The organism is Pseudomonas sp. FA-1 (assembly GCF_056856075.1).
In genome coordinates this window covers 181,471-199,858 of sequence record NZ_JBWXTH010000003.1, presented here as the reverse complement: position 1 = coordinate 199,858, position 18,388 = coordinate 181,471, and the positions used below count along the sequence as shown (strand labels likewise).

The following is an 18,388-nucleotide window of genomic DNA, read 5'->3' as shown; positions in this document are numbered from 1 at the left end:
CCGACCAAACGTAGCCCAAGAGAGAGCCGATGCCCGACGACCGCACCCGCGCCAATGCCCAACCCGGTACCCGGCCCCTGCTCGACCGAGCCGAGGTCGGCGCGCGCCTGCGCCAGGTGCGCAAGGCCCGGCAGATGACGCTCAAGGAGCTGTCCGGTCTCAGCGGCGTGCCGGTGTCGACCTTGTCGAAGATGGAGCTGGCCCAGGTTTCGGTGAGCTATGAAAAACTGGCCGCCGCCGCGCGCGCCTTGAACGTGGACATTGCCCTGCTGTTTCGCGCCAGCGGGCCGGTGACAGCGCCCGTGCCGGTCACGGTGGTGGTCGATTCACTGCCTGATTCGGCCGGCTATTCCACCGGCACCTACGACTACCACCCGCTCGCCGGCGCCTTTCCCGAGCGCTGCATGACGCCCGCCTATGCTCGCATCATCGCCCGCGAACGCGGCCAGTTCGACGACTTCATCCGCCATCCCGGTCAGGAGTTCGCCCTGGTATTGAGCGGGCGCGTACGGATCCTGTTCGAGACCGGCGAGGCGGTCAGCATCGGGCCGCAGGAAACCGCCTATTTCGACAGCCAAGTGGGGCACATCTACCTGTCCGAAAGTGAAGATGGCGGGGATGCCCACGTCATGGTAGTGATGACTGATCGTTGAGGGCCGCTGCGCCCCCCACCGCTTCATCACCTTATCCATTCAGACGAAGACAGAAAGCATCCGGTTATAACCTAATAACGAACAAGTCTATTCGGTTATAAAAAAACCTTTATGCTGGCAGCCATCCGATCACGGGCAAGTTGGGCGTCGAGTAGCGTATGGATGTAGGTTCTTTCGGTTTCACCATCGCGGGGCTGGTTGTTGGGTTCATCGTCGGCATGACCGGCGTGGGCGGCGGCTCGCTCATGACCCCCATCCTGCTCTGGTTCGGCATCAACCCCGCCACCGCCGTGGGCACCGACCTGCTCTATGCCGCCATCACCAAGGCCAGTGGCGTCTGGGTGCACGGGCGCAACAAGAACGTCGACTGGAAGATCACCGGCCTGCTGAGCCTGGGCAGCGTGCCCGCGGCGGCATCGACCTTGTGGTTCCTCAGCACCCTGCACACCGATACCTCGGCGCTCAATGCGGTGATCAAACAGGGCCTGGCCGTGGTGCTGATCCTCACCGCCCTGGCGATCTTGTTCAAATCCCGCCTGCAGGCGTTTGCCAACCGCCACGCGGGCGACCACTATCATCTCAGCGACCGCACCCTGAACATCCTCACGGTGCTCACCGGTGTAATGCTCGGTGTCATGGTCACCCTGACCTCCATCGGCGCCGGCGCCCTGGGCACCGTGGCGCTGTTCCTGCTCTACCCGTTCCTGGTCACCCGTCGCCTGGTGGGCACCGAGATCGCCCATGCCGTGCCCCTGACCCTGGTGGCAGGCCTGGGCCATGCCGGCATGGGGAACATGGACTGGTCGTTGCTGGGCTACCTGCTGCTCGGCTCGCTGCCTGGGATCTACCTGGGCAGCCACCTCACCGGGCGCATCTCCGACCGCGTGCTGCGCCCTTGCCTGGCGACGATGCTGTTGCTGATCGGCTACAAGCTGGCGTTCTGAGCCGGGAGCGCTGCGCGCGCCGGGTCGCTCAGGCCAACCGCAACCGCCACTGCCCCGCCCGGCTCAAATGCAGCCGCGACAAAGGCGGCACATCGATACGCTGAAACCCCGCCAACGGGCTCTCCAGCACATGAACCAACGCCGCCCGTATCACCTGCGGATGGGTCACCGCCCACGTCTCCCCCGGCCTGTCGAATGCTTCCAGCCAGGTCACAACCCGCTGGCAGAGCTGGGCGATGGACTCGCCGCCATGGGGGGCGCTGTGCGGGTCCTCGAGCCATTGCCCCAGCGCCTCAGGGGCCTCGGCCTGCACCTGCTTGAGCGCCAGCCCTTGCCAGGCGCCCAGGTCGCCATCCGCCAGGGCCGGTTCGATATCCGCTTTTGCCCCCAGGCCAAGGGCCGTCTGGCGCGCCCGTGGTTCAGGCGCGCTCAGGACGCGGATACCCGGCTCGGCTGCGGCAGGCCATTGGCCTACGGGCAGGATGGCCTCGTCGATACCATGGAAGCGTCCGACCTTTTGGCTCTGGGTCAAGGCGTGGCAGATGAGGGTCAGGCGAATGGCTTTCACAGGTGGTCTCGTCGTTGAGCGGTGCTCAGAGTATCGACACCGTCCAGAGCGGCAGCAACCCCACCAACCCGATTGCCAGCCGCGGCCAGTACGGCAGCAGCAGCACCAGCACCACCGCCGCCAGCGAGATCATCCCGAACCAGGCCACCGGCCCCATGGCCCACCCCCAGGCTTCGGCACACAGCAGCAGGCTCACGGCCAGCGCTGCCCAGCCGCCACCGCGCAGAGCCCGGCGCAGCAACGACGGGCCAGCCCTGCCCCAGACCTGCTTGTAGTGCCGCTCCAATCCTTGGCACAGGCCAACCATTCCTGCATAGGCCCACAACAAACCACCCACCATCATCATCGTCATCCCCCGACCTCCACGCGCCGTGCGGTACGGCGCTTCGCTGGCGCCCCATCGGCGCAGGCCACCCGCCAGGCCGCCACTGCCAGCCCCAGGCCCAGCGCAAGGCCGGTGGCTTCGACGCCCAGCCGCAGGTTGCCGCCTGCTCCACAGACCGCACCCAGTACACCAAGCCCGGCGCACAGCAACGAAGCCAGCCCCAATTGCTCGACCCAGGCGCGCCTGACGGGTCGCACGCCGGCGTGCAACAGTGCCAGCAACCAACTGCCGAAGAACACCCGCACCTCCCAGGCTTCGCGGTGCGCCAACTCCATCGGCAGCAACCGGCTGGCCCACAGCAGGCCGGCGCAGGCGAGCACCAGGCCACTGATGAACCCGACGTTGCACACCGCAGCCAGCCGGTACCAACGCTGCGGCCACACCTGGGCGGTCGCACTCGCGTATTTGCGCCCGCGCTTGACGCAGAACAGCACCAGGCCGCTGGCGATCATCGCGCAGCTCACCAGCCCGCAGAGGAAATACAACCAACGCATGGGGTAGCCCCCAAACTGCGCAAAATGCAGGCCCGCCATCACTCGCTGGGTCAGCGATGCCGGGCGCAGCTCGGGTACGTCGAAGAGCAGCTCGCCGGTGACGCCGTCGAAGACCATGGTGTGCCCCTTGGTCAAGGCGATGCGGTTGCCAAGCTCAGGGCGGACCTCGATGCGCGCCGCAGCCGTGTTGGGGTTACGGATGTTCACGCCACCGATGGGCCCCAAGCGGGCCTGGGCTTCGGCCAGCAAAGGCGCCACGTCGACCAGTACGCCAGGCTGCCGGGCCAACGAGCGCGGCTGCTCCAGCCGCGCGTTGCCTTGGGCCTGGAAATACGCCCGGGTGTCGCCGTCGAACAGTGCGTCGACCCCGGCCGGGATGTAGATGAGCATGAAGATCACCAGACCGGTATAGGTAATCATCAGGTGGAACGGCAGCAACAGCACCGCGCTTGCGTTGTGAAAGTCCAGCCAGGAGCGCTGCCCCTTGGCCGGGCGGAAGGTGAAGAACTCCTTGAAGATCTTCTTGTGGATCACGATACCGGTGACCAGCGCCGCCAGCATCACCAAGGCCAGGGCGCCGACCACGAAAATGCCCCAGTTGCGCGGCAGGTCCAGGGTGAAATGGAAGCGGAAGAAGAAATTGCCACCGACGCTGTCACGCACCTGGATCGGCTCGCCGGTTTGCGGGTCCAGTTGCACGCCGACGCCATGGCGACGGTCGCCGGTGGAAACCCGCAGCCCCGGCGAACGCTCGGTAGGCAGGCTGATGCCCCAGTTGCCGGCAGTGGGCTCATGGGCCTGCAGGTAGGCGATGGCACGGTGGGCGGCGTCGGCCTGGGACACTTGCACGGCCGGGATCTCCGGCTGCATCCAATGGCTGAGCTCCTTGTCGAACACCGCCAGGGTACCGGTGACGAAGATGGCGAACAGCAACCAGCCGAAGATCAACCCGGCCCAGGTGTGCAACCAGGCCATCGATTGGGTGAAGCTGTTCTTCATGCCAGCCACCTCATTGCCTGGGGCCAGAAGCCGGCCACGGCCAGCGGTACGGCGATGGCCAGGGGCAACCAGGCACGCAGGGGATCACGGCTGGCGAACGCCCAGAGAATGGCGGCGGTATAGCAGACGAAAGCGGGCAGCGTGGCGACGGTCACTGCGTCGGCCGGGGCCAGTGGCAACAGACGGGCCAGGCAGGCGGTGAAGGCGTAGGTGAAGGCATAGCCGCCGAACAATGCGGCGGCGCTGCGCGATAGGATGGCCAGGCTGGTGGGGAGGATGCTCATCGTGGGCTCCTTGGGTACGGGGACTGCTGCGCAGCCCGCCCCCCACAGGTATTGCACAATCCCTGTAGGAGCGGGCTTGCCCCGCGATCGGGCCGCACCGCGGCCCCTTTGCACATCAGAACGAAATATTCAATGCCGCGAACACCGCACGCCCCGGCTGGTTGTAGGTGTTGGCCCCCGAGCTGCTGGCGTTGCCGCCACGCAGGATCTGCTTGTCGAAGAGGTTGTTCACCCCTACCCGCACGTCATAGTTGGCGTTGAACTTATAGCCAGCGCTCACATCCACCAGGCCATACGCCTCCACGTCCTGCTGGGCGGCTTTGTCGTAGTCCTGCTGGGTGCGGTAGTTGTAGGTCGGCGACTTCTGCTTGCCGAAATAGGTCCCGGCCACCTGGAACGACAGCTTGTCGGTGGCACGCCAGTCGAGGGTGGTGTTGACGGTGTATTCGGGGATCACCGACAGTGGCTCGCCGGTATCGCGGTTGTCGTTGTCGAGCATCCAGGTCAGGTTGGTGTTCCAGTCCAGGGTCGGGGTCAGCGCCATGAAGAAGTTGCCTTCGATGCCTTCGACCCGCGCCTTGCCGGCGTTCTCCCACTGGGTCACCCGGCGCCCGCCATTGATGTCGTAGACCACATCGGTACCCCCGATGATCTTGTTCTTGTAGTCGTTGCGGAAGTAGGTCGCGCTGGTACGCCAGGTGCCACGGTCGTACAGCAGGCCGATTTCCTTGTTGACGCTGATCTCCGGCTTGAGGTCGGCGTTACCCTGCAGGTAGCAGCCGCCGTTGTTGGTCTGCTGCACACTGCAACCGTTGCCACGGCTGTAGAGCAGGTAGCTGGGGTTGGACTGGTACAGGTTGGGCGTCTTGTAGGCACGGGCGATGCCGCCCTTGACGCTCAGGGCATCGGTGATCTTGTGCGACAGGTTCAGGCTCGGGCTGAAGTTGTCGCCGAAGGTCTCGTGGTGGTCGAAGCGCAGGCCCGGGGTGATGGTGGTATCGCCCACGACGATGTTGTCCTCGACGAACAGCGCGTAGCTGCGCGCGGTCATCTTGGTGTCGCTGCGGTCGAAGCCGATGATCGTGTCGTCACCGCCACCGGTGGGGTCGGAGCTTTGCGGGCGGAACGAGCCTTGGTCGTTGAGCGACTCGTAGAGGTATTCGCCGCCCAGGGTCAGCACATGCTCGGTGCTGCCCAGGGCGAACGGCAGGTTCACTTCGCTGTTCAGGCGCGTGTTGCGCAGGCGCGACATGGCGGCCCCCTCGTCGTTCGGCGCGCCTTCGGTGCGCCCGGCCAGGCCTTCGTTCAACCGCCAGTTGCGCACGTATTCGTAGGCCAGCACGGTCTTGCTGGTGCCCCAGGTGAAGTCGCCCAGGTGGGTCAGGTCGTAGGTGCTGCGCTGCATGACGTTGGTTTCATGGCCATACAGGTCGGCGACGAATTCCGGGTCGCCGCCACCATTGCTGTTCATGGTATCGCCGGCAAAGATGTTGCCCTGTCGGCTGTAGCCGGCGTTGAGTTCCAGGCGATGCTCATCGTTGAGCTTCCAGCTCAACAGGCCGTTGATGTCCTTGTTGCGCACGCCCTCGCGACCGGCCACCAGGGCGCTGTTGGCATGCCCGGCGTTGATGTCCAGGTCGTCGGCATCGGTCTTGGCCAGGCCGCCGTAGAGGCGAAAGCCCAGGTTCTCGGTCAGGCCACCGCTGAGGTTGAAGTTGGCCCGCCGGCTGGCCCCCTCGGCGCTGTCCTCGGGCAACTGGGTGAACAGGCTGACGCTGCCCTTGAGTTCGTCGGTAGGCCGCTTGGTGATGATGTTCACCACCCCACCCATGGCGCCGGAGCCGTAGCGCGCCGCAGCCGGGCCGCGCAGGATCTCGATACGCTCGACCGCCTCGGCCGGGACCCAGTTGGTCTCGCCGCGGGTATCGCGGTCGCCGTTCCAGCCGTAGCGTACCGAGTTGCGCGCGCTCGACGGCTTGCCGTCGATGAGAATGAGCGTGTTCTCCGGGCCCATGCCGCGCAGGTCGATCTGGCGGTTGTTGCCTCGCGCGCCGCTGGCGCTGTTGCCGGTCAGGTTGACCCCAGGTTCGCGGCGGATGAGTTCGGACAGGTCATTGGCCGGCGGGTGACGCTTGATGTCCTCCTCGGTGATGATCGATGTACCCAGGGCCTGGCGGGCTTCACGCTCGGCGGTAACCAGGGTGTCCTGGATCACCAGCGCGTTGCCGTCGACCGGCACCTCCAGCACCTCGCTGGCCTGCGCCTGCTCGGGCTGGGCCGCAGTCGCCACCATGGCCGGCGACGTCAGGGCGACGAAGGCCAGGGCCAGGTTGTTGGATGAGGTTCTGGGTTGCATCGACAGATCTCCTGCGGTTCATGGGCAAAAGGCATAACCCGGCCCCCACACGATTACGGGGGCTGACAGGGATCGTGAATATAATGATTCTCAAATGGGTTTAAATCTTATTTACGAAATTTACAGATCGGCGGGGAACGTGTGAGAGCGGCGGAGCAACGTGTCCCGCGATCGAGGGCGAAGCCGTTGCCACCGAAACATTCGATTTGCCATATATATGAATTTACGTATATTCACATCGCCACTTGTCAGGACCTTCCTATGTTCACCCTCACCGACCTTTTCAAATGCCTGACCGATGAAACCCGGCCGCGTGCCCTGTTGCTCATCCTCGAAAACGGCGAACTGTGCGTCGCCCGCCCGCAAACCATGAATGGCCGCCCCACGCGCGCCGCCTGCCGCTGAGGAGCCGACCGATGCTGCCTGCCGCCGCTGTCTTCCTGTTCACCCTGGTCCTGGTCATCTGGCAACCCCGCGGCCTGGGCGTAGGCTGGAGCGCCAGCCTGGGTGCCCTGCTCGCCTTGCTCGTCGGCGCAGTGTCACTGCACGACATCCCCACGGTGTGGGCGATCATCTGGAATGCCACCGCCACCTTCATCGCCATCATCATCGTCAGCCTGTTGCTGGACGAGGCAGGTTTCTTCGAATGGGCAGCCCTGCACGTGGCCCGTTGGGCGCGGGGTGATGGGCGACGTCTGTTCGCCTTCATCGTGCTGCTCGGGGCGGCGGTCTCGGCACTGTTCGCCAACGACGGCGCGGCCTTGATCCTCACACCGATCGTCATGTCGATGCTGCTGGCACTGCGCTTTTCTCCTGCGGCCACCCTGGCGTTCGTGATGGCCGCTGGTTTCATTGCCGACACCGCGAGCCTGCCCTTGGTGGTGTCGAACCTGGTGAACATCGTCTCGGCCGATTATTTCGGGCTGGGCTTCAACCAGTACGCAGCGGTGATGCTGCCGGTCAACCTGGCCGCCGTTGCGGCCACCTTGATCGTCCTCTACCTGTATTTTCGCCGTGACATTCCGCTGCGCTATGAAGCGCATGATCTGAAGAGCCCGGCCATGGCCATCCGTGACCGAGCCACCTTCCGCGTTGGCTGGCTGGTGCTGGTGGCATTGCTGGCAGGCCTGTTCATCCTCGAGCCTTTGGGCATCCCCGTCAGCGCCGTGGCTGCCGCCTGCGCAGCGGTACTGTTCGCCGTTGCCGCCCGTGGCCATGTGATCGCCACCCGCCGCGTCTTGCGCGAAGCGCCCTGGCAGATCGTGGTGTTTTCCCTGGGCATGTACCTGGTGGTCTACGGCCTGCGCAACGCCGGGCTGACCGATTCGCTCACCGCCCTGCTCGACCGCCTGGCCGCCCAGGGCCTGTGGGCCGCGACACTGGGCACAGGATTGATTTCGGCGTTACTGTCCTCGGTGATGAACAACATGCCCAGCGTGCTGATCGGCGCCTTGTCCATCCACGCCAGCGAAGCACAGGGCGTGGTGCGCGAGGCGATGGTGTACGCCAATGTCATCGGCTGCGACCTGGGCCCGAAGATCACGCCGATCGGCAGCCTGGCCACCTTGCTGTGGCTGCACGTGCTGGCGCGCAAGGGCGTGCGTATCACCTGGGGCTACTACTTCAAAGTCGGCATCCTGCTGACCTTGCCCGTGCTGCTCGTCACCCTCTGTGCCCTGGCCCTTCGCCTGAGCCTCTGACCCTGGCGCGTCACCATGCGAGTCCTGTTCATGTGTACCGCCAACAGCTGCCTTCGACTGAGTAGATCGGCAAGCTCGACGTGAACCTGCGAGTCGGCACTGCGACATGTTCATGTCCTAAAGTGAAGAGCATTACGTCGCCGGACATCAAGTTTGCGAGGCCCCCGATGAGAAATGCTGGCCACGCCTCTTCCTCGCCCTCTCGCCAGACGCTCCAGGCCATCCCCCGTAGCGTCTGGGCCCTCGGGTTCGTGTCGATGTTCATGGACATTTCCTCGGAGATGATCCACGCGCTGCTGCCGCTCTACATGGTCACGGTATTGGGTACCTCAGTGGTGGCGGTCGGTTTCATCGAGGGGGTGGCCGAGGCGACGGCATCGATCAGCAAAGTGTTTTCCGGCGCGCTGAGCGACCGGCTGGGCAAGCGCAAGCTGCTCACGGTGCTGGGCTATGGCCTGGCGGCGCTGACCAAGCCGGTGTTCCCCCTGGCGTCGGGGTTGGAGTGGCTGGTCGGAGCGCGCTTCGTCGACCGGATCGGCAAGGGCATCCGCGGGGCACCGCGGGACGCGCTGATCGCCGATATCACCCCGCCCGGGCTGCGGGGTGCGGCCTTTGGCCTGCGCCAGGCGCTGGATACCGTGGGCGCCTTTCTCGGGCCGTTGCTGGCGATCCTGTTGATGTGGCTGACGGCCAGCCATTTCCAGGCGGTGTTCTGGATAGCCGTGCTGCCAGCCTTCCTGGCCTTGTTCGTGCTCATCGCCTTCGTTGGCGAACCCGAGGCTTCCAGCAGGCCGGCCCCGGTGCGCGCCCCCCTGGCGGTCAAGGAACTGGCCCGCCTGGGCGGGCGCTACTGGCGGCTGATCATCCTGGCGACAGTGTTCACCCTGGCACGCTTCAGTGAAGCCTTCCTGCTGCTGCGAGGCCAGGCCATGGGCCTGCCGGCCTTGTGGGCGCCCGCTGTGCTGGTGCTGATGTCGCTGGCCTATTCACTCTCGGCCTACCCCGCCGGTGCCTTGTCGGACCGGGTCGGGCGCCGGGCGATGCTGATGATCGGCCTGGGGCTGCTGATGGCCGCCGACCTGGCCCTGGCATGGGCACCGGGTTGGCTGGGCCTGGGGTTGGGCGTGGTGTTTTGGGGCCTGCACATGGGCTTTACCCAGGGTATCTTCAGCGCGCTGATCGCCGACAGCGCACCGGCAGATTTGCGCGGCACCGCGTTCGGCATGTTCAACCTGCTGTCCGGGGTGGCGCTGCTGGTCGCCAGCGTGGTGGCCGGCCTGCTCTGGGATGCCGCCGGCTACCAGGCCACGTTCCTGCTGGGCGCCCTCTTCGCCGCGGCCACCCTCGCCGGGGTGGCCCTGTTGCGCGGCGCCATCGACCGCTGACAGAACTAGGCCAGCGTGCCCTCGGCCGCTTGCTGCTCGAACAACGACCAGCCGCCCTGACCATCGACTTCCAGCCTGTGGGTGTGGAACGCGGCCAGTGTGCTGCGGTGGCCGACGCTCACCAGCAAGGTGTCGGGCATTTCGTTGCGCAGCAGTGAATAGAGCGCATGTTCGAGCCCTTCATCCATGGCCGAGGTGGACTCGTCGAGGAACACCACCTGCGGCCGGTTGAACAACAGCCGGGCGAAGGCCAGGCGCTGTTGCTCACCGACCGACAGGATGTGCGACCAGTCGCAACTGACATCCAGGCGCTCGGCCAGGTGGGCCAGGTTGACCTGGCGCAAGGCCTGCCGCATGCGTGGGTCGTCCTCGGCAGCACCGGCCGCCGGGTAGGCGATAGCGGTGCGCAGGTCGCCCAGGGGCAGGTACGGGCGCTGGGAGAGGAACAGCGCACGGTTGCCCAGCGGCCGCGCGACCTGCCCCTCGGCATAAGGCCACAGGCCTGCCAGCGCTCGCAACAATGTGGTCTTGCCACTGCCGGAGGGCCCCTTGATCAATAGGGCCTGGCCGGCCTGCAGGCGCAGTTCGAGGTCGGCGATCAACGGGTGGCCATCGGGGCGCAGTACCTGCAGGCCACGGATATCCAGCGCCTGGGCCTGGTCTTCGGTGATCACCCGCGGCAACGCGCCGGCCTGCTGGTTGGCGTCGATGAAGCCGGTCAGACGGTCCAGGGTGGCGCGGTACTGGGCGAAGGTGTCATAGGACTCACGGAAGAACGACAGCGAATCCTGCACCTGGCCGAACGCCTGGGACGTCTGCATGACGTCACCGAGCTTGATCGCGCCGCTGAAGAAGCGTGGCGCCTGCAGGATGAACGGGAACACCACCGCGACCTGGCTGATCCCCAGGTTGAAACCGTTGAACTTCAGGCTCCGGTAGACCAGCGCCCAGACGTTGACGATCAACGCGCCGAAGCGCCCCAACAGCGTGCCCCGCTCCACCTGGGCCCCTTGGTAGAAGGCGATGTTCTCGGCATTCTCGCGCAGGCGCATCAGGGCATAACGGAAGTTGGCGGTGAGTTTTTCGTTGAGGAAGTTCAGGCGGATCAACGGGCGCCCGAGGCGGAAGGCGATCCAAGTCGCGACGATGACATAGAGGTATACGGCAAACACCATCGCCCGGGGAATCTCCATGCCCGCCAGCGTCAACGGTGCGGAGAGCCCCCACAAAATGGCGGTGAAGGCCACCAGGGAAACCAGCGCGCTGACCGCCCCCAGGGCCAGGGACACGGAACCGGTGACGAAGGCGTTGACGTCCAGTTCGATACGCTGGTCGGGGTTGTCCACCGGCTCAGCGAGAAAACGCCCGCGGTAGTAGGCATCGCCCTGCATCCAGTCAGCGGTCAGGCGTTCGGTCAGCCACACGCGCCAGCGGATGCTGAAGGCCTGGGTCACGTAGTAGGTGAACAGCGAGCGCAACACATGGATGGTGGCTAATACGGCGAATACGCCCAGCAGGTACCAGAACGCCGTCTGATCGAGGGCTTGCAGGGCGCTGTAGAAACCGTTGTACCAGAACGAGAACAGCACGTTCAGGCGCACTGAAAACAGCGTCAGCACCAGCAACAGCGCGAACACCAGCAAGGGGCGCCAGCTGCGTCTGAAGTTGAAATAGGCGCCGGCGAGCTGCCAGAACTGCCGCCCCCAACGGGTGAAACGCACCGCCAGGGCGCCAGCGGCGGCAAAGCCGGCCAGGGTGAAGAGAGAGGCGATTGCGAGCCAGCTCAGGCTCTCCTGCAGGGCCTGGTGCCAGTTCATGTCCATGGTGACTTCCATACGAATGCGGGTTGTCTGGCGAGCGTAGCATTGCCCCCGGATTCGTCAGGCATATATGACGGACTTTTCATCTTTTGCGGCCAGGCCCAATCGCCGGCAAGCCGGCTCCCACAGGATGGCCGCCTTGCACAGTCCCCGGTGGGAGCCGGCTTGCCGGCGATTGGGCCGCCCCGCGCTAGGCCAGCGCCTCGCGCACCAGCGGATGCAGCTCGGCCTGCGGGTTGGCCTGCGACCACTCCCCCAGCTGCCGACGCATGGCCGGCGTCCAGAAGCTCTGGATATGCTGCCTCACCCCCTCCACCGCCAGCGCCCGGTCGGGCTCGCTGACGAAGTACTGGGCGATCTGGTTGGCCATCTTGACCAGGCTTTCATGACCACTGCTCATCGGCGCACCTCGGCTTTCTCGGCTTGGCGGCGTTCCTTGAGCAGCCGCTGCTGTTCATCGCTGAAGGCCTGGTAGCGCTTCTGCCATTCGGACGGCTGGAACACCCGCACCACTTCCACCGCCGTGACTTTGTACTCAGGGCAGTTGGTGGCCCAGTCGGAGTTGTCGGTGGTGATCACGTTGGCCCCGGACTCGGGGAAGTGGAACGTGGTGTAAACCACGCCCGGCGCCACCCGATTGCTGACCTTCGCGCGCAGCACCGTCTGCCCTGCCCGGCTGCCCACACCGACCCAGTCGCCATCGCTGATGCCACGGCTCTCGGCGTCGGTCGGGTGGATCTCCAGGCGGTCCTGGGCGTGCCAGGCGACGTTCTCGGTGCGACGGGTCTGAGCGCCGACGTTGTACTGGCTGAGGATACGCCCGGTGGTCAGCAACAGCGGGAAGCGGTTGTTGACCTTCTCGTCGGTCGGCACGTAGCCGGTCAGCATGAAGCGGCCCTTGCCCCGCACGAACTGGTCGATGTGCATGGTCGGCGTGCCGTCCGGCGCCTCGTCGTTGCACGGCCATTGCAGGCTGCCGTGGCGGTCGATCTCGGCGTAGCTGACCCGGTGGAAGGTCGGGGTCAGTCGCGCGATCTCGTCCATGATTTCCGAGGGGTGACGGTAGTCCATCTTGTAGCCCAGCGCATTGGCCAGGGCCACGGTGGCTTCCCAGTCGCCCTTGCCGGCCAGCGGCTCCATGACCTTGCGGACCCGCGAAATGCGGCGCTCGGCGTTGGTGAAGGTACCGTCCTTCTCTAGGAACGAGCTGCCCGGCAGGAACACGTGGGCGAACTTGGCCGTCTCGTTGAGGAAGATGTCCTGCACCACCACGCATTCCATGGCCATCAGGGCGGCGGTGACGTGCTGGGTGTTGGGGTCGCTCTGGGCGATATCCTCGCCCTGGCAGTAGAGGGCCTTGAAGCTGCCGTCCAGGGCTGCCTCGAACATGTTGGGGATCCGCAGGCCCGGGTCAGGCTGCAGGGTCACGCCCCAGGCCTGTTCGAACTCGCTGCGCACGGTCTCGTTGGAGATGTGGCGGTAGCCCGGCAGCTCGTGGGGGAAGGAGCCCATGTCGCAGGAACCCTGGACGTTGTTCTGCCCACGCAGCGGGTTCACGCCCACGCCTTCGCGGCCGACGTTGCCGGTGGCCATGGCCAGGTTGGCGATGCCCATCACCGCGGTACTGCCCTGGCTGTGCTCGGTGACGCCCAGGCCGTAGTAGATCGCCGCGTTGCCGCCGGTGGCGTACAGGCGAGCCGCTTCGCGGATCTGTTCGGCAGGCACGCCGCAGACCGGGCCCAGCACTTCAGGTGCGTTTTCCGGCAGGCTGACGAAGTCGCGCCAACGGGCGAAGTCTGCCGCCTCGCAGCGGGCATCGACGAACGGCTGGTCGACCAGGCCTTCGGTGACGATCACGTGGGCCAGGGCGTTGAGCATGGCCACGTTGGTGCCCGGACGCAGCTGCAGGTGCAGTTCGGCGCGAGCGTGAGGCGAATCCACCAGGTCGATGCGTCGCGGGTCGATGACGATCAGCCGCGCGCCCTGGCGCAGGCGGCGCTTGAGCTGGGAGCCGAACACCGGGTGGGCGTCGGTGGGGTTGGCACCGATCACCAGCACCACGTCGGCCTGCATCACCGAATCGAAGCTCTGGGTACCGGCGGACTCGCCCAGGGTCTGCTTCAGGCCATAGCCGGTCGGCGAGTGACAGACGCGCGCGCAGGTATCGACGTTGTTGTTGCCAAAGGCAGCGCGTACCAGCTTCTGCACCAGGTAGGCTTCTTCGTTGGTGCAACGGCTGGAGGTGATGCCACCGATGGAGTCACGCCCGTACTTGAGCTGGATGCGGCGGAACTCGCTGGCGGCATAGTTGACCGCTTCGTCCCAGCTGACCTCCTGCCACGGGTCGTTGATGTGCTTGCGGATCATCGGCTTGGTGACGCGATCCGGGTGAGTGGCGTAGCCCCAGGCGAAGCGGCCCTTGACGCAGGCGTGGCCGTGGTTGGCGCCGCCGTTCTTGTCCGGGACCATGCGCACCAGCTGGTCGCCCTTCATCTCGGCGCGGAACGAACAGCCCACGCCGCAATAGGCGCAGGTAGTAATCACGGCACGCTCGGGCTGGCCGAGCTGGATCAGGCTCTTCTCGCTCAAGGTCGCGGTCGGGCAGGCCTGCACGCAGGCGCCACAGGAGACGCATTCGGACTCCAGGAAGTTGTCACCGCCCGCTGCCGCCACACGCGACTCGAAGCCACGGCCGGTGATGGTCAGCGCGAAGGTGCCCTGGATTTCCTCGCAGGCGCGTACGCAGCGGTTGCAGACGATGCACTTGCTCGGCTCGTAGTCGAAGTACGGGTTGGAGACGTCCTTCTGCTCGTCCAGGTGGTTGTCGCCGTCGTAGCCGTAGCGCACTTCGCGCAGGCCCACCTGGCCGGCGACGGTCTGCAGCTCGCAGTTGCCGTTGGCCGAGCAGGTCAGGCAGTCCAGCGGGTGGTCGGAAATGTACAGCTCCATCACGTTACGGCGCAGGTCGGCCAGGCGTGAGGTCTGGGTACGGACCACCATGCCCTCGGTGACCGGCGTGGTGCAGGATGCCGGGTAACCGCGCATGCCCTCGATTTCCACCACACACATACGGCAGGAGCCGAAGGCCTCCAGGCTGTCGGTGGCGCAGAGCTTGGGAATGGTGGTGCCCAGCAGCGCCGCGGCACGCATCACCGAAGTGCCGGCAGGCACGCTGATTTCACGGCCATCGATGACCAGGTTGACCTGCACGTCGCTTTCGCGGGCCGGTGTACCCAGGTCGATGTCGCTGGCGGGGTCGAAGAAATTGATCACTGGGCGACCTCCGTGGTGGTCAGACCGAAGTCGGCGGGGAAGTACTTGAGGGCGCTGGCCACCGGGTAGGAGGTCATCCCGCCCATGGCGCACAGCGAGCCGTACTGCATGGTGTCGCACAGGTCATGCAGCAGCAGGGCCTGGTTCTGGCGCTCGGTGACATCGGTGGCGGCGATCAGCCGGTCCACCACTTCCATGCCACGGGTCGAGCCGATCCGGCAGGGCGTGCACTTGCCGCAGGATTCCTCGGCGCAGAACTGCATGGCGAAGCGGGCCATGCTGGCCATGTTCAGGGTGTCGTCGGCGACGACCACGCCACCGTGGCCGAGCATCGCGCCGATGGCGGCGAAGGCCTCGTAGTCCATCGGCGTGTCGAAGGCACTGGGCGGCACCCAGGCGCCCAACGGGCCGCCCACCTGCGCCGCCTTCAACGGCCGACCGCTGGCGGTACCACCGCCGTAGCCTTCCACCAGCTCGCGCAGGGTCAGGCCGAAGGCACGTTCCACCAGGCCGCCCTGGCGAATGTTGCCCGCCAGCTGGAACGGCATGGTGCCCAGTGAGCGGCCCATGCCGAAGTCGCGGTAGAACGCCGAGCCCTTGGCCATGATCACCGGCACCGACGCCAGGGTGAGCACGTTGTGCACCAGCGTCGGCAGGCCGAACAGGCCCTCGAGCGCGGGCAGCGGCGGCTTGGCGCGGACGATGCCACGCTTGCCTTCGATGGACTCCAGCAGCGCGGTTTCCTCGCCGCAGATATAGGCACCGGCCCCGACCCGCACTTCCAGGTCGAAGGCCTTGCCGCTGCCGGCGACGTCATTGCCCAGGAAGCCCGCCGCACGGGCGATGTCGAATGCCTGGTTGAGCACGCGGATCGCATCCGGGTATTCGGAGCGCACGTAGATGTAGCCCATGGTCGCGCCCACGGCGAGACCGGCGATGGCCATGCCTTCGATCAGCAGGAAGGGGTCGCCTTCCATCAGCATGCGGTCGGCGAAGGTACCGGAGTCGCCTTCGTCGGCGTTGCACACCACGTACTTCTGCTCTGCACGGGCGTCACGCACGGTGCGCCACTTGATACCGGCCGGGAACGCCGCGCCGCCACGGCCACGCAGCCCGGAATCCAGCACGGCGGCGACCACCTCGGCGCCATCGAGCGCAACGGCCCGGGCCAGGCCCTCGAAGCCACCGTGGGCGCGGTAGTCGTCCAGCGACAGCGGCCGGGTGATGCCGGCACGGGCGAACAGCAGCCGCTGCTGGGTCTTCAGGTACGGGATTTCTTCAACCGGCCCCAGGGCCAACGCATGCTTGGCAGGCTCACCGGCCAGCGCATCCAGCAGGCCAGGCACGTCCTCGACGGCGACCGGGCCGAAGCCGTGGCGGCCATCGGCCTGCTCCACCTCGACCAACGGCTCCAGCCAGTACAGGCCACGGGAACTGGTGCGCTGGATGTCCAGCGGCAACTGCCGGCGTTCGGCCTCGCGGGCCAAGGCCTCGGCGACCTGGTCGGCACCGACGGCGCGGGCGATCGAATCGCAGGAAATGAACAGCTTCAGCATGCTTCGTCCTCCAGGCAACCATTGACCAGGGAACGCAAGCGTTCAGGGGTGATGCGGGCATGCAGCTGGCCGTCGAGCTCCAGGGCTGGCGAGCAGGCGCAGGCGCCCAGGCAGTACACCGGCCGCAAGCTGATCGCGCCGTCGGCGCTGGTGCCATGGTCGTCCAGCGCCAGCTGTTCGCGCAGTTGCGCGGCCAACGCCTCGGCGCCACGGCTCTGACAGGACTCGGCCCGGCACAGGCGCAGGGTGTGGCGTGCCGGCGGCGTGGTATGGAAATCGTGATAGAAACTGATCACCCCGCGTACCTCGGCCTGGCTGAGGTTCAGAGCATGGGCGATGTCGGGAACGGCGCCGTCGGGCACATAGCCCGCGCCTTCCTGGATGGCGTGGAGGATCGGCAGCAAGGCACCGGGGGTGTCCTTGAAGCGTTCCAGCACGGTCTGGATCAATGGCAGGTGAAGCGTCTCATCAGGCATACAGCGGACCTCGGCATCACGGACCGACCTGCCTCCCTGGGCAGGCCGCCGGTGTCTTCTGCTGCGGCGCACCGCCCATGTCACGGTTGCATGGTTACGGACGCCCTCCGTGCCCATGGCCATGCGTCTGCGCGCACTGGTTCCCTAGGCATCCTTAAAGCATGGCAGTACTGGCGCTGGAGATTTGCACCCAAGCGACAGGGCTCATCCTGAAACCGACGCGGGGTGCCGGAAGGGTTTTTGCCTGGCGCTGTAGGAGCGGGCTTGCCCCGCGATCAGGCCAGAACAGCCGACCCATTCGCATGACTTTTCGCCGCCATGGCGAATGGGTGATTCCAACGTCGGCGATGCTTCTGCTTTTTTGGGAGGTGTTGGTATTGGAGTAGGCGAACAGTCCATTTGCGATGGCGACGCACAATCACCTTTCCGCCCTTACGGCGGGTCACTTTTTGTCAGACGCGACAAAAAGTAACCAAAAAACGCTGGCTCCTGCATCCGGCCCCTGCGCTTCGCTCCGGGGTTCCCTCGCTCCAGCCTTGCTCCGGTGGGGCGCGGCGAAGGGCCATCCATGGCCCTGCGCCGCTTGCCAGGCATCCATGCCTGGCACCCACCTGCGCAAGGCTTCCACTCGGCCTCCTGACGTCGCGATTGGCGGCGCCTGGGCTATCGCGTAGCAAGAGCAAGAGCAAGAGCAAGAGCAAGAGCAAGAGCAAGAGCAATGACAGGAGCATACTGCTGTTATGAATCCTGTGGACGATGACCTAGCCGTCCAGGCTGGACTGCCGTGGGGAACGAGTGGCTAGCGCTGCCCCTGGGAGCGGGCTTGACCCAAATAGCCGACGCCCAATTCATCAGCCCGCAAGCCGCACCAGTCCCCGCAGGGTGCGAATCACCCCAGGGTCCTGCCCTTGCAGTACATCCGCCTGGATCCGCGCGATCACCGCCTTGAGCACATCCGTCTGGCTCATGTGGCTCTGCTGCTGCAACGCCAGAAAATCCTCGGCCACATGCGGGTTGACCTTCATCGACAACCGCCGGGTCGAACCGGAAGACGCCAGCCCGCGCCCCTGCAACTGCTCCGCCAACTCACATACGAACGCCTCATGGGCCGGCTGCAGGCCCTCTCCCTGGCAACCCTGGGCCAGCATCTGGAAGTAATGCCCGAGGAACAACTTGCGCAAATGGGCACCGGCATCGCCGCTCACGACATGCATGGCCGCATCCAGGACATCCAGGTAAACCGCGGGCAACCGCGCTTCGATGGACTTGAGCTGCTGCTTGCGCGCCTCGCGTATCGCCGGCGTGGACTGCGGCGGAATGGCCACCACCGTGTCGCAGCCAGTGCAGACGCCCACCAGAATATCCCTGGCCTGCCCCTGGCCATCGCTGAACGGCACGTCGCGGCGCAGGTAACGGGTCTGGACCACCGCCTGGCAACGCTCGCAGAGCGCCGTGCCGGTGTCGCCTTCGAAAAGGATCTTCATGATCTGGATAC

The 18,388-nt window shown here is 65.8% G+C and carries 16 protein-coding genes; 5 read left to right on the top strand and 11 right to left on the bottom strand.

Annotated features, from left to right (window positions below):
- The first annotated feature begins 29 nt into the window (after positions 1 to 29).
- Positions 30 to 653, top strand: a complete 624-nt coding sequence (locus AC1MHZ_RS07795; protein WP_084858100.1) for a helix-turn-helix domain-containing protein — start codon at positions 30 to 32, stop codon at positions 651 to 653.
- Between the two features lie 158 nt (positions 654 to 811).
- A complete protein-coding gene (locus tag AC1MHZ_RS07790) occupies positions 812 to 1,597 on the top strand; it encodes a sulfite exporter TauE/SafE family protein (protein WP_084858101.1) in 786 nt (261 codons plus the stop codon).
- A gap of 28 nt (positions 1,598 to 1,625) precedes the next feature.
- Here the strand turns inward: AC1MHZ_RS07790 and AC1MHZ_RS07785 are convergent, their stop codons facing one another.
- The 5 genes from AC1MHZ_RS07785 to AC1MHZ_RS07765 all read right to left on the bottom strand — a co-directional run bounded on the left by AC1MHZ_RS07785 (position 1,626) and on the right by AC1MHZ_RS07765 (position 6,683).
- The gene (locus AC1MHZ_RS07785) at positions 1,626 to 2,165 is read right to left on the bottom strand and encodes a histidine phosphatase family protein (RefSeq protein WP_084858102.1); all 540 of its coding nucleotides are present in this window, start codon (positions 2,163 to 2,165) and stop codon (positions 1,626 to 1,628) included.
- Positions 2,166 to 2,190: 25 nt separating this feature from the next.
- Positions 2,191 to 2,517 carry a DUF3325 domain-containing protein gene (locus AC1MHZ_RS07780; protein WP_084858103.1) on the bottom strand — a complete coding sequence of 109 codons (327 nt, stop codon included), beginning with the start codon at positions 2,515 to 2,517 and terminating at the stop codon, positions 2,191 to 2,193.
- Positions 2,514 to 4,043 (bottom strand): PepSY-associated TM helix domain-containing protein, encoded by a 1,530-nt coding sequence (locus tag AC1MHZ_RS07775; protein WP_482966198.1) that lies wholly within the window; start codon positions 4,041 to 4,043, stop codon positions 2,514 to 2,516. The genes AC1MHZ_RS07780 and AC1MHZ_RS07775 overlap by 4 nt, the downstream gene beginning before the upstream one ends.
- On the bottom strand, positions 4,040 to 4,327 hold the full coding sequence (locus AC1MHZ_RS07770; RefSeq protein ID WP_084858105.1) for an iron transporter: 288 nt from the start codon (positions 4,325 to 4,327) through the stop codon (positions 4,040 to 4,042). Before AC1MHZ_RS07770 ends, AC1MHZ_RS07775 begins: the two co-directional genes overlap by 4 nt.
- 115 nt (positions 4,328 to 4,442) lie before the next feature.
- A complete protein-coding gene (locus AC1MHZ_RS07765; RefSeq protein ID WP_482966197.1) occupies positions 4,443 to 6,683 on the bottom strand; it encodes a TonB-dependent siderophore receptor in 2,241 nt (746 codons plus the stop codon).
- Between the two features lie 261 nt (positions 6,684 to 6,944).
- Between AC1MHZ_RS07765 and AC1MHZ_RS07760 the strand changes: the two genes are divergently transcribed.
- The 3 genes from AC1MHZ_RS07760 to AC1MHZ_RS07750 all read left to right on the top strand — a co-directional run bounded on the left by AC1MHZ_RS07760 (position 6,945) and on the right by AC1MHZ_RS07750 (position 9,768).
- Positions 6,945 to 7,088 carry a hypothetical protein gene (locus AC1MHZ_RS07760; RefSeq protein ID WP_416767762.1) on the top strand — a complete coding sequence of 48 codons (144 nt, stop codon included), beginning with the start codon at positions 6,945 to 6,947 and terminating at the stop codon, positions 7,086 to 7,088.
- Between the two features lie 11 nt (positions 7,089 to 7,099).
- Positions 7,100 to 8,383 (top strand): arsenic transporter, encoded by a 1,284-nt coding sequence (locus AC1MHZ_RS07755; protein ID WP_368829502.1) that lies wholly within the window; start codon positions 7,100 to 7,102, stop codon positions 8,381 to 8,383.
- A gap of 167 nt (positions 8,384 to 8,550) precedes the next feature.
- Positions 8,551 to 9,768, top strand: coding sequence for an MFS transporter (locus AC1MHZ_RS07750; RefSeq protein ID WP_482966196.1), 1,218 nt, complete (start codon positions 8,551 to 8,553; stop codon positions 9,766 to 9,768).
- 5 nt (positions 9,769 to 9,773) lie between these two features.
- Here AC1MHZ_RS07750 and AC1MHZ_RS07745 read toward each other — a convergent pair whose 3' ends face one another.
- The 6 genes from AC1MHZ_RS07745 to AC1MHZ_RS07720 all read right to left on the bottom strand — a co-directional run bounded on the left by AC1MHZ_RS07745 (position 9,774) and on the right by AC1MHZ_RS07720 (position 18,377).
- The gene (locus AC1MHZ_RS07745) at positions 9,774 to 11,591 is read right to left on the bottom strand and encodes an ABC transporter ATP-binding protein/permease (protein ID WP_482966195.1); all 1,818 of its coding nucleotides are present in this window, start codon (positions 11,589 to 11,591) and stop codon (positions 9,774 to 9,776) included.
- A gap of 187 nt (positions 11,592 to 11,778) precedes the next feature.
- Positions 11,779 to 11,988 carry a formate dehydrogenase subunit delta gene (locus tag AC1MHZ_RS07740; protein ID WP_084858110.1) on the bottom strand — a complete coding sequence of 70 codons (210 nt, stop codon included), beginning with the start codon at positions 11,986 to 11,988 and terminating at the stop codon, positions 11,779 to 11,781.
- On the bottom strand, positions 11,985 to 14,861 hold the full coding sequence (gene fdhF, locus AC1MHZ_RS07735; protein WP_084858111.1) for a formate dehydrogenase subunit alpha: 2,877 nt from the start codon (positions 14,859 to 14,861) through the stop codon (positions 11,985 to 11,987). The genes AC1MHZ_RS07740 and fdhF overlap by 4 nt, the downstream gene beginning before the upstream one ends.
- Positions 14,858 to 16,417, bottom strand: coding sequence for a formate dehydrogenase beta subunit (locus tag AC1MHZ_RS07730; RefSeq protein WP_482966194.1), 1,560 nt, complete (start codon positions 16,415 to 16,417; stop codon positions 14,858 to 14,860). The genes fdhF and AC1MHZ_RS07730 overlap by 4 nt, the downstream gene beginning before the upstream one ends.
- Positions 16,411 to 16,893: a formate dehydrogenase subunit gamma gene (locus tag AC1MHZ_RS07725; RefSeq protein WP_084858113.1), complete on the bottom strand. Its 483-nt coding sequence runs from the start codon at positions 16,891 to 16,893 to the stop codon at positions 16,411 to 16,413. Before AC1MHZ_RS07725 ends, AC1MHZ_RS07730 begins: the two co-directional genes overlap by 7 nt.
- 851 nt (positions 16,894 to 17,744) lie before the next feature.
- Entirely contained in the window at positions 17,745 to 18,377 is a 633-nt protein-coding gene (locus AC1MHZ_RS07720; protein ID WP_324817040.1) for a hypothetical protein, read from the bottom strand.
- Between the last annotated feature and the right edge of the window lie 11 nt (positions 18,378 to 18,388).

Coding starts and splice junctions, on each gene's coding strand:
- AC1MHZ_RS07795 (WP_084858100.1), top strand. CDS start 30: ATGCCCGACGACCGCACCCGCGCCAATGCCCAACCCGGTACCCGGCCC.
- AC1MHZ_RS07790 (WP_084858101.1), top strand. CDS start 812: ATGGATGTAGGTTCTTTCGGTTTCACCATCGCGGGGCTGGTTGTTGGG.
- AC1MHZ_RS07780 (WP_084858103.1), bottom strand. CDS start 2,517: ATGACGATGATGATGGTGGGTGGTTTGTTGTGGGCCTATGCAGGAATG.
- AC1MHZ_RS07775 (WP_482966198.1), bottom strand. CDS start 4,043: ATGAAGAACAGCTTCACCCAATCGATGGCCTGGTTGCACACCTGGGCC.
- AC1MHZ_RS07770 (WP_084858105.1), bottom strand. CDS start 4,327: ATGAGCATCCTCCCCACCAGCCTGGCCATCCTATCGCGCAGCGCCGCC.
- AC1MHZ_RS07765 (WP_482966197.1), bottom strand. CDS start 6,683: ATGCAACCCAGAACCTCATCCAACAACCTGGCCCTGGCCTTCGTCGCC.
- AC1MHZ_RS07760 (WP_416767762.1), top strand. CDS start 6,945: ATGTTCACCCTCACCGACCTTTTCAAATGCCTGACCGATGAAACCCGG.
- AC1MHZ_RS07755 (WP_368829502.1), top strand. CDS start 7,100: ATGCTGCCTGCCGCCGCTGTCTTCCTGTTCACCCTGGTCCTGGTCATC.
- AC1MHZ_RS07750 (WP_482966196.1), top strand. CDS start 8,551: ATGAGAAATGCTGGCCACGCCTCTTCCTCGCCCTCTCGCCAGACGCTC.
- AC1MHZ_RS07745 (WP_482966195.1), bottom strand. CDS start 11,591: ATGGACATGAACTGGCACCAGGCCCTGCAGGAGAGCCTGAGCTGGCTC.
- AC1MHZ_RS07740 (WP_084858110.1), bottom strand. CDS start 11,988: ATGAGCAGTGGTCATGAAAGCCTGGTCAAGATGGCCAACCAGATCGCC.
- AC1MHZ_RS07730 (WP_482966194.1), bottom strand. CDS start 16,417: ATGCTGAAGCTGTTCATTTCCTGCGATTCGATCGCCCGCGCCGTCGGT.
- AC1MHZ_RS07725 (WP_084858113.1), bottom strand. CDS start 16,893: ATGCCTGATGAGACGCTTCACCTGCCATTGATCCAGACCGTGCTGGAA.
- AC1MHZ_RS07720 (WP_324817040.1), bottom strand. CDS start 18,377: ATGAAGATCCTTTTCGAAGGCGACACCGGCACGGCGCTCTGCGAGCGT.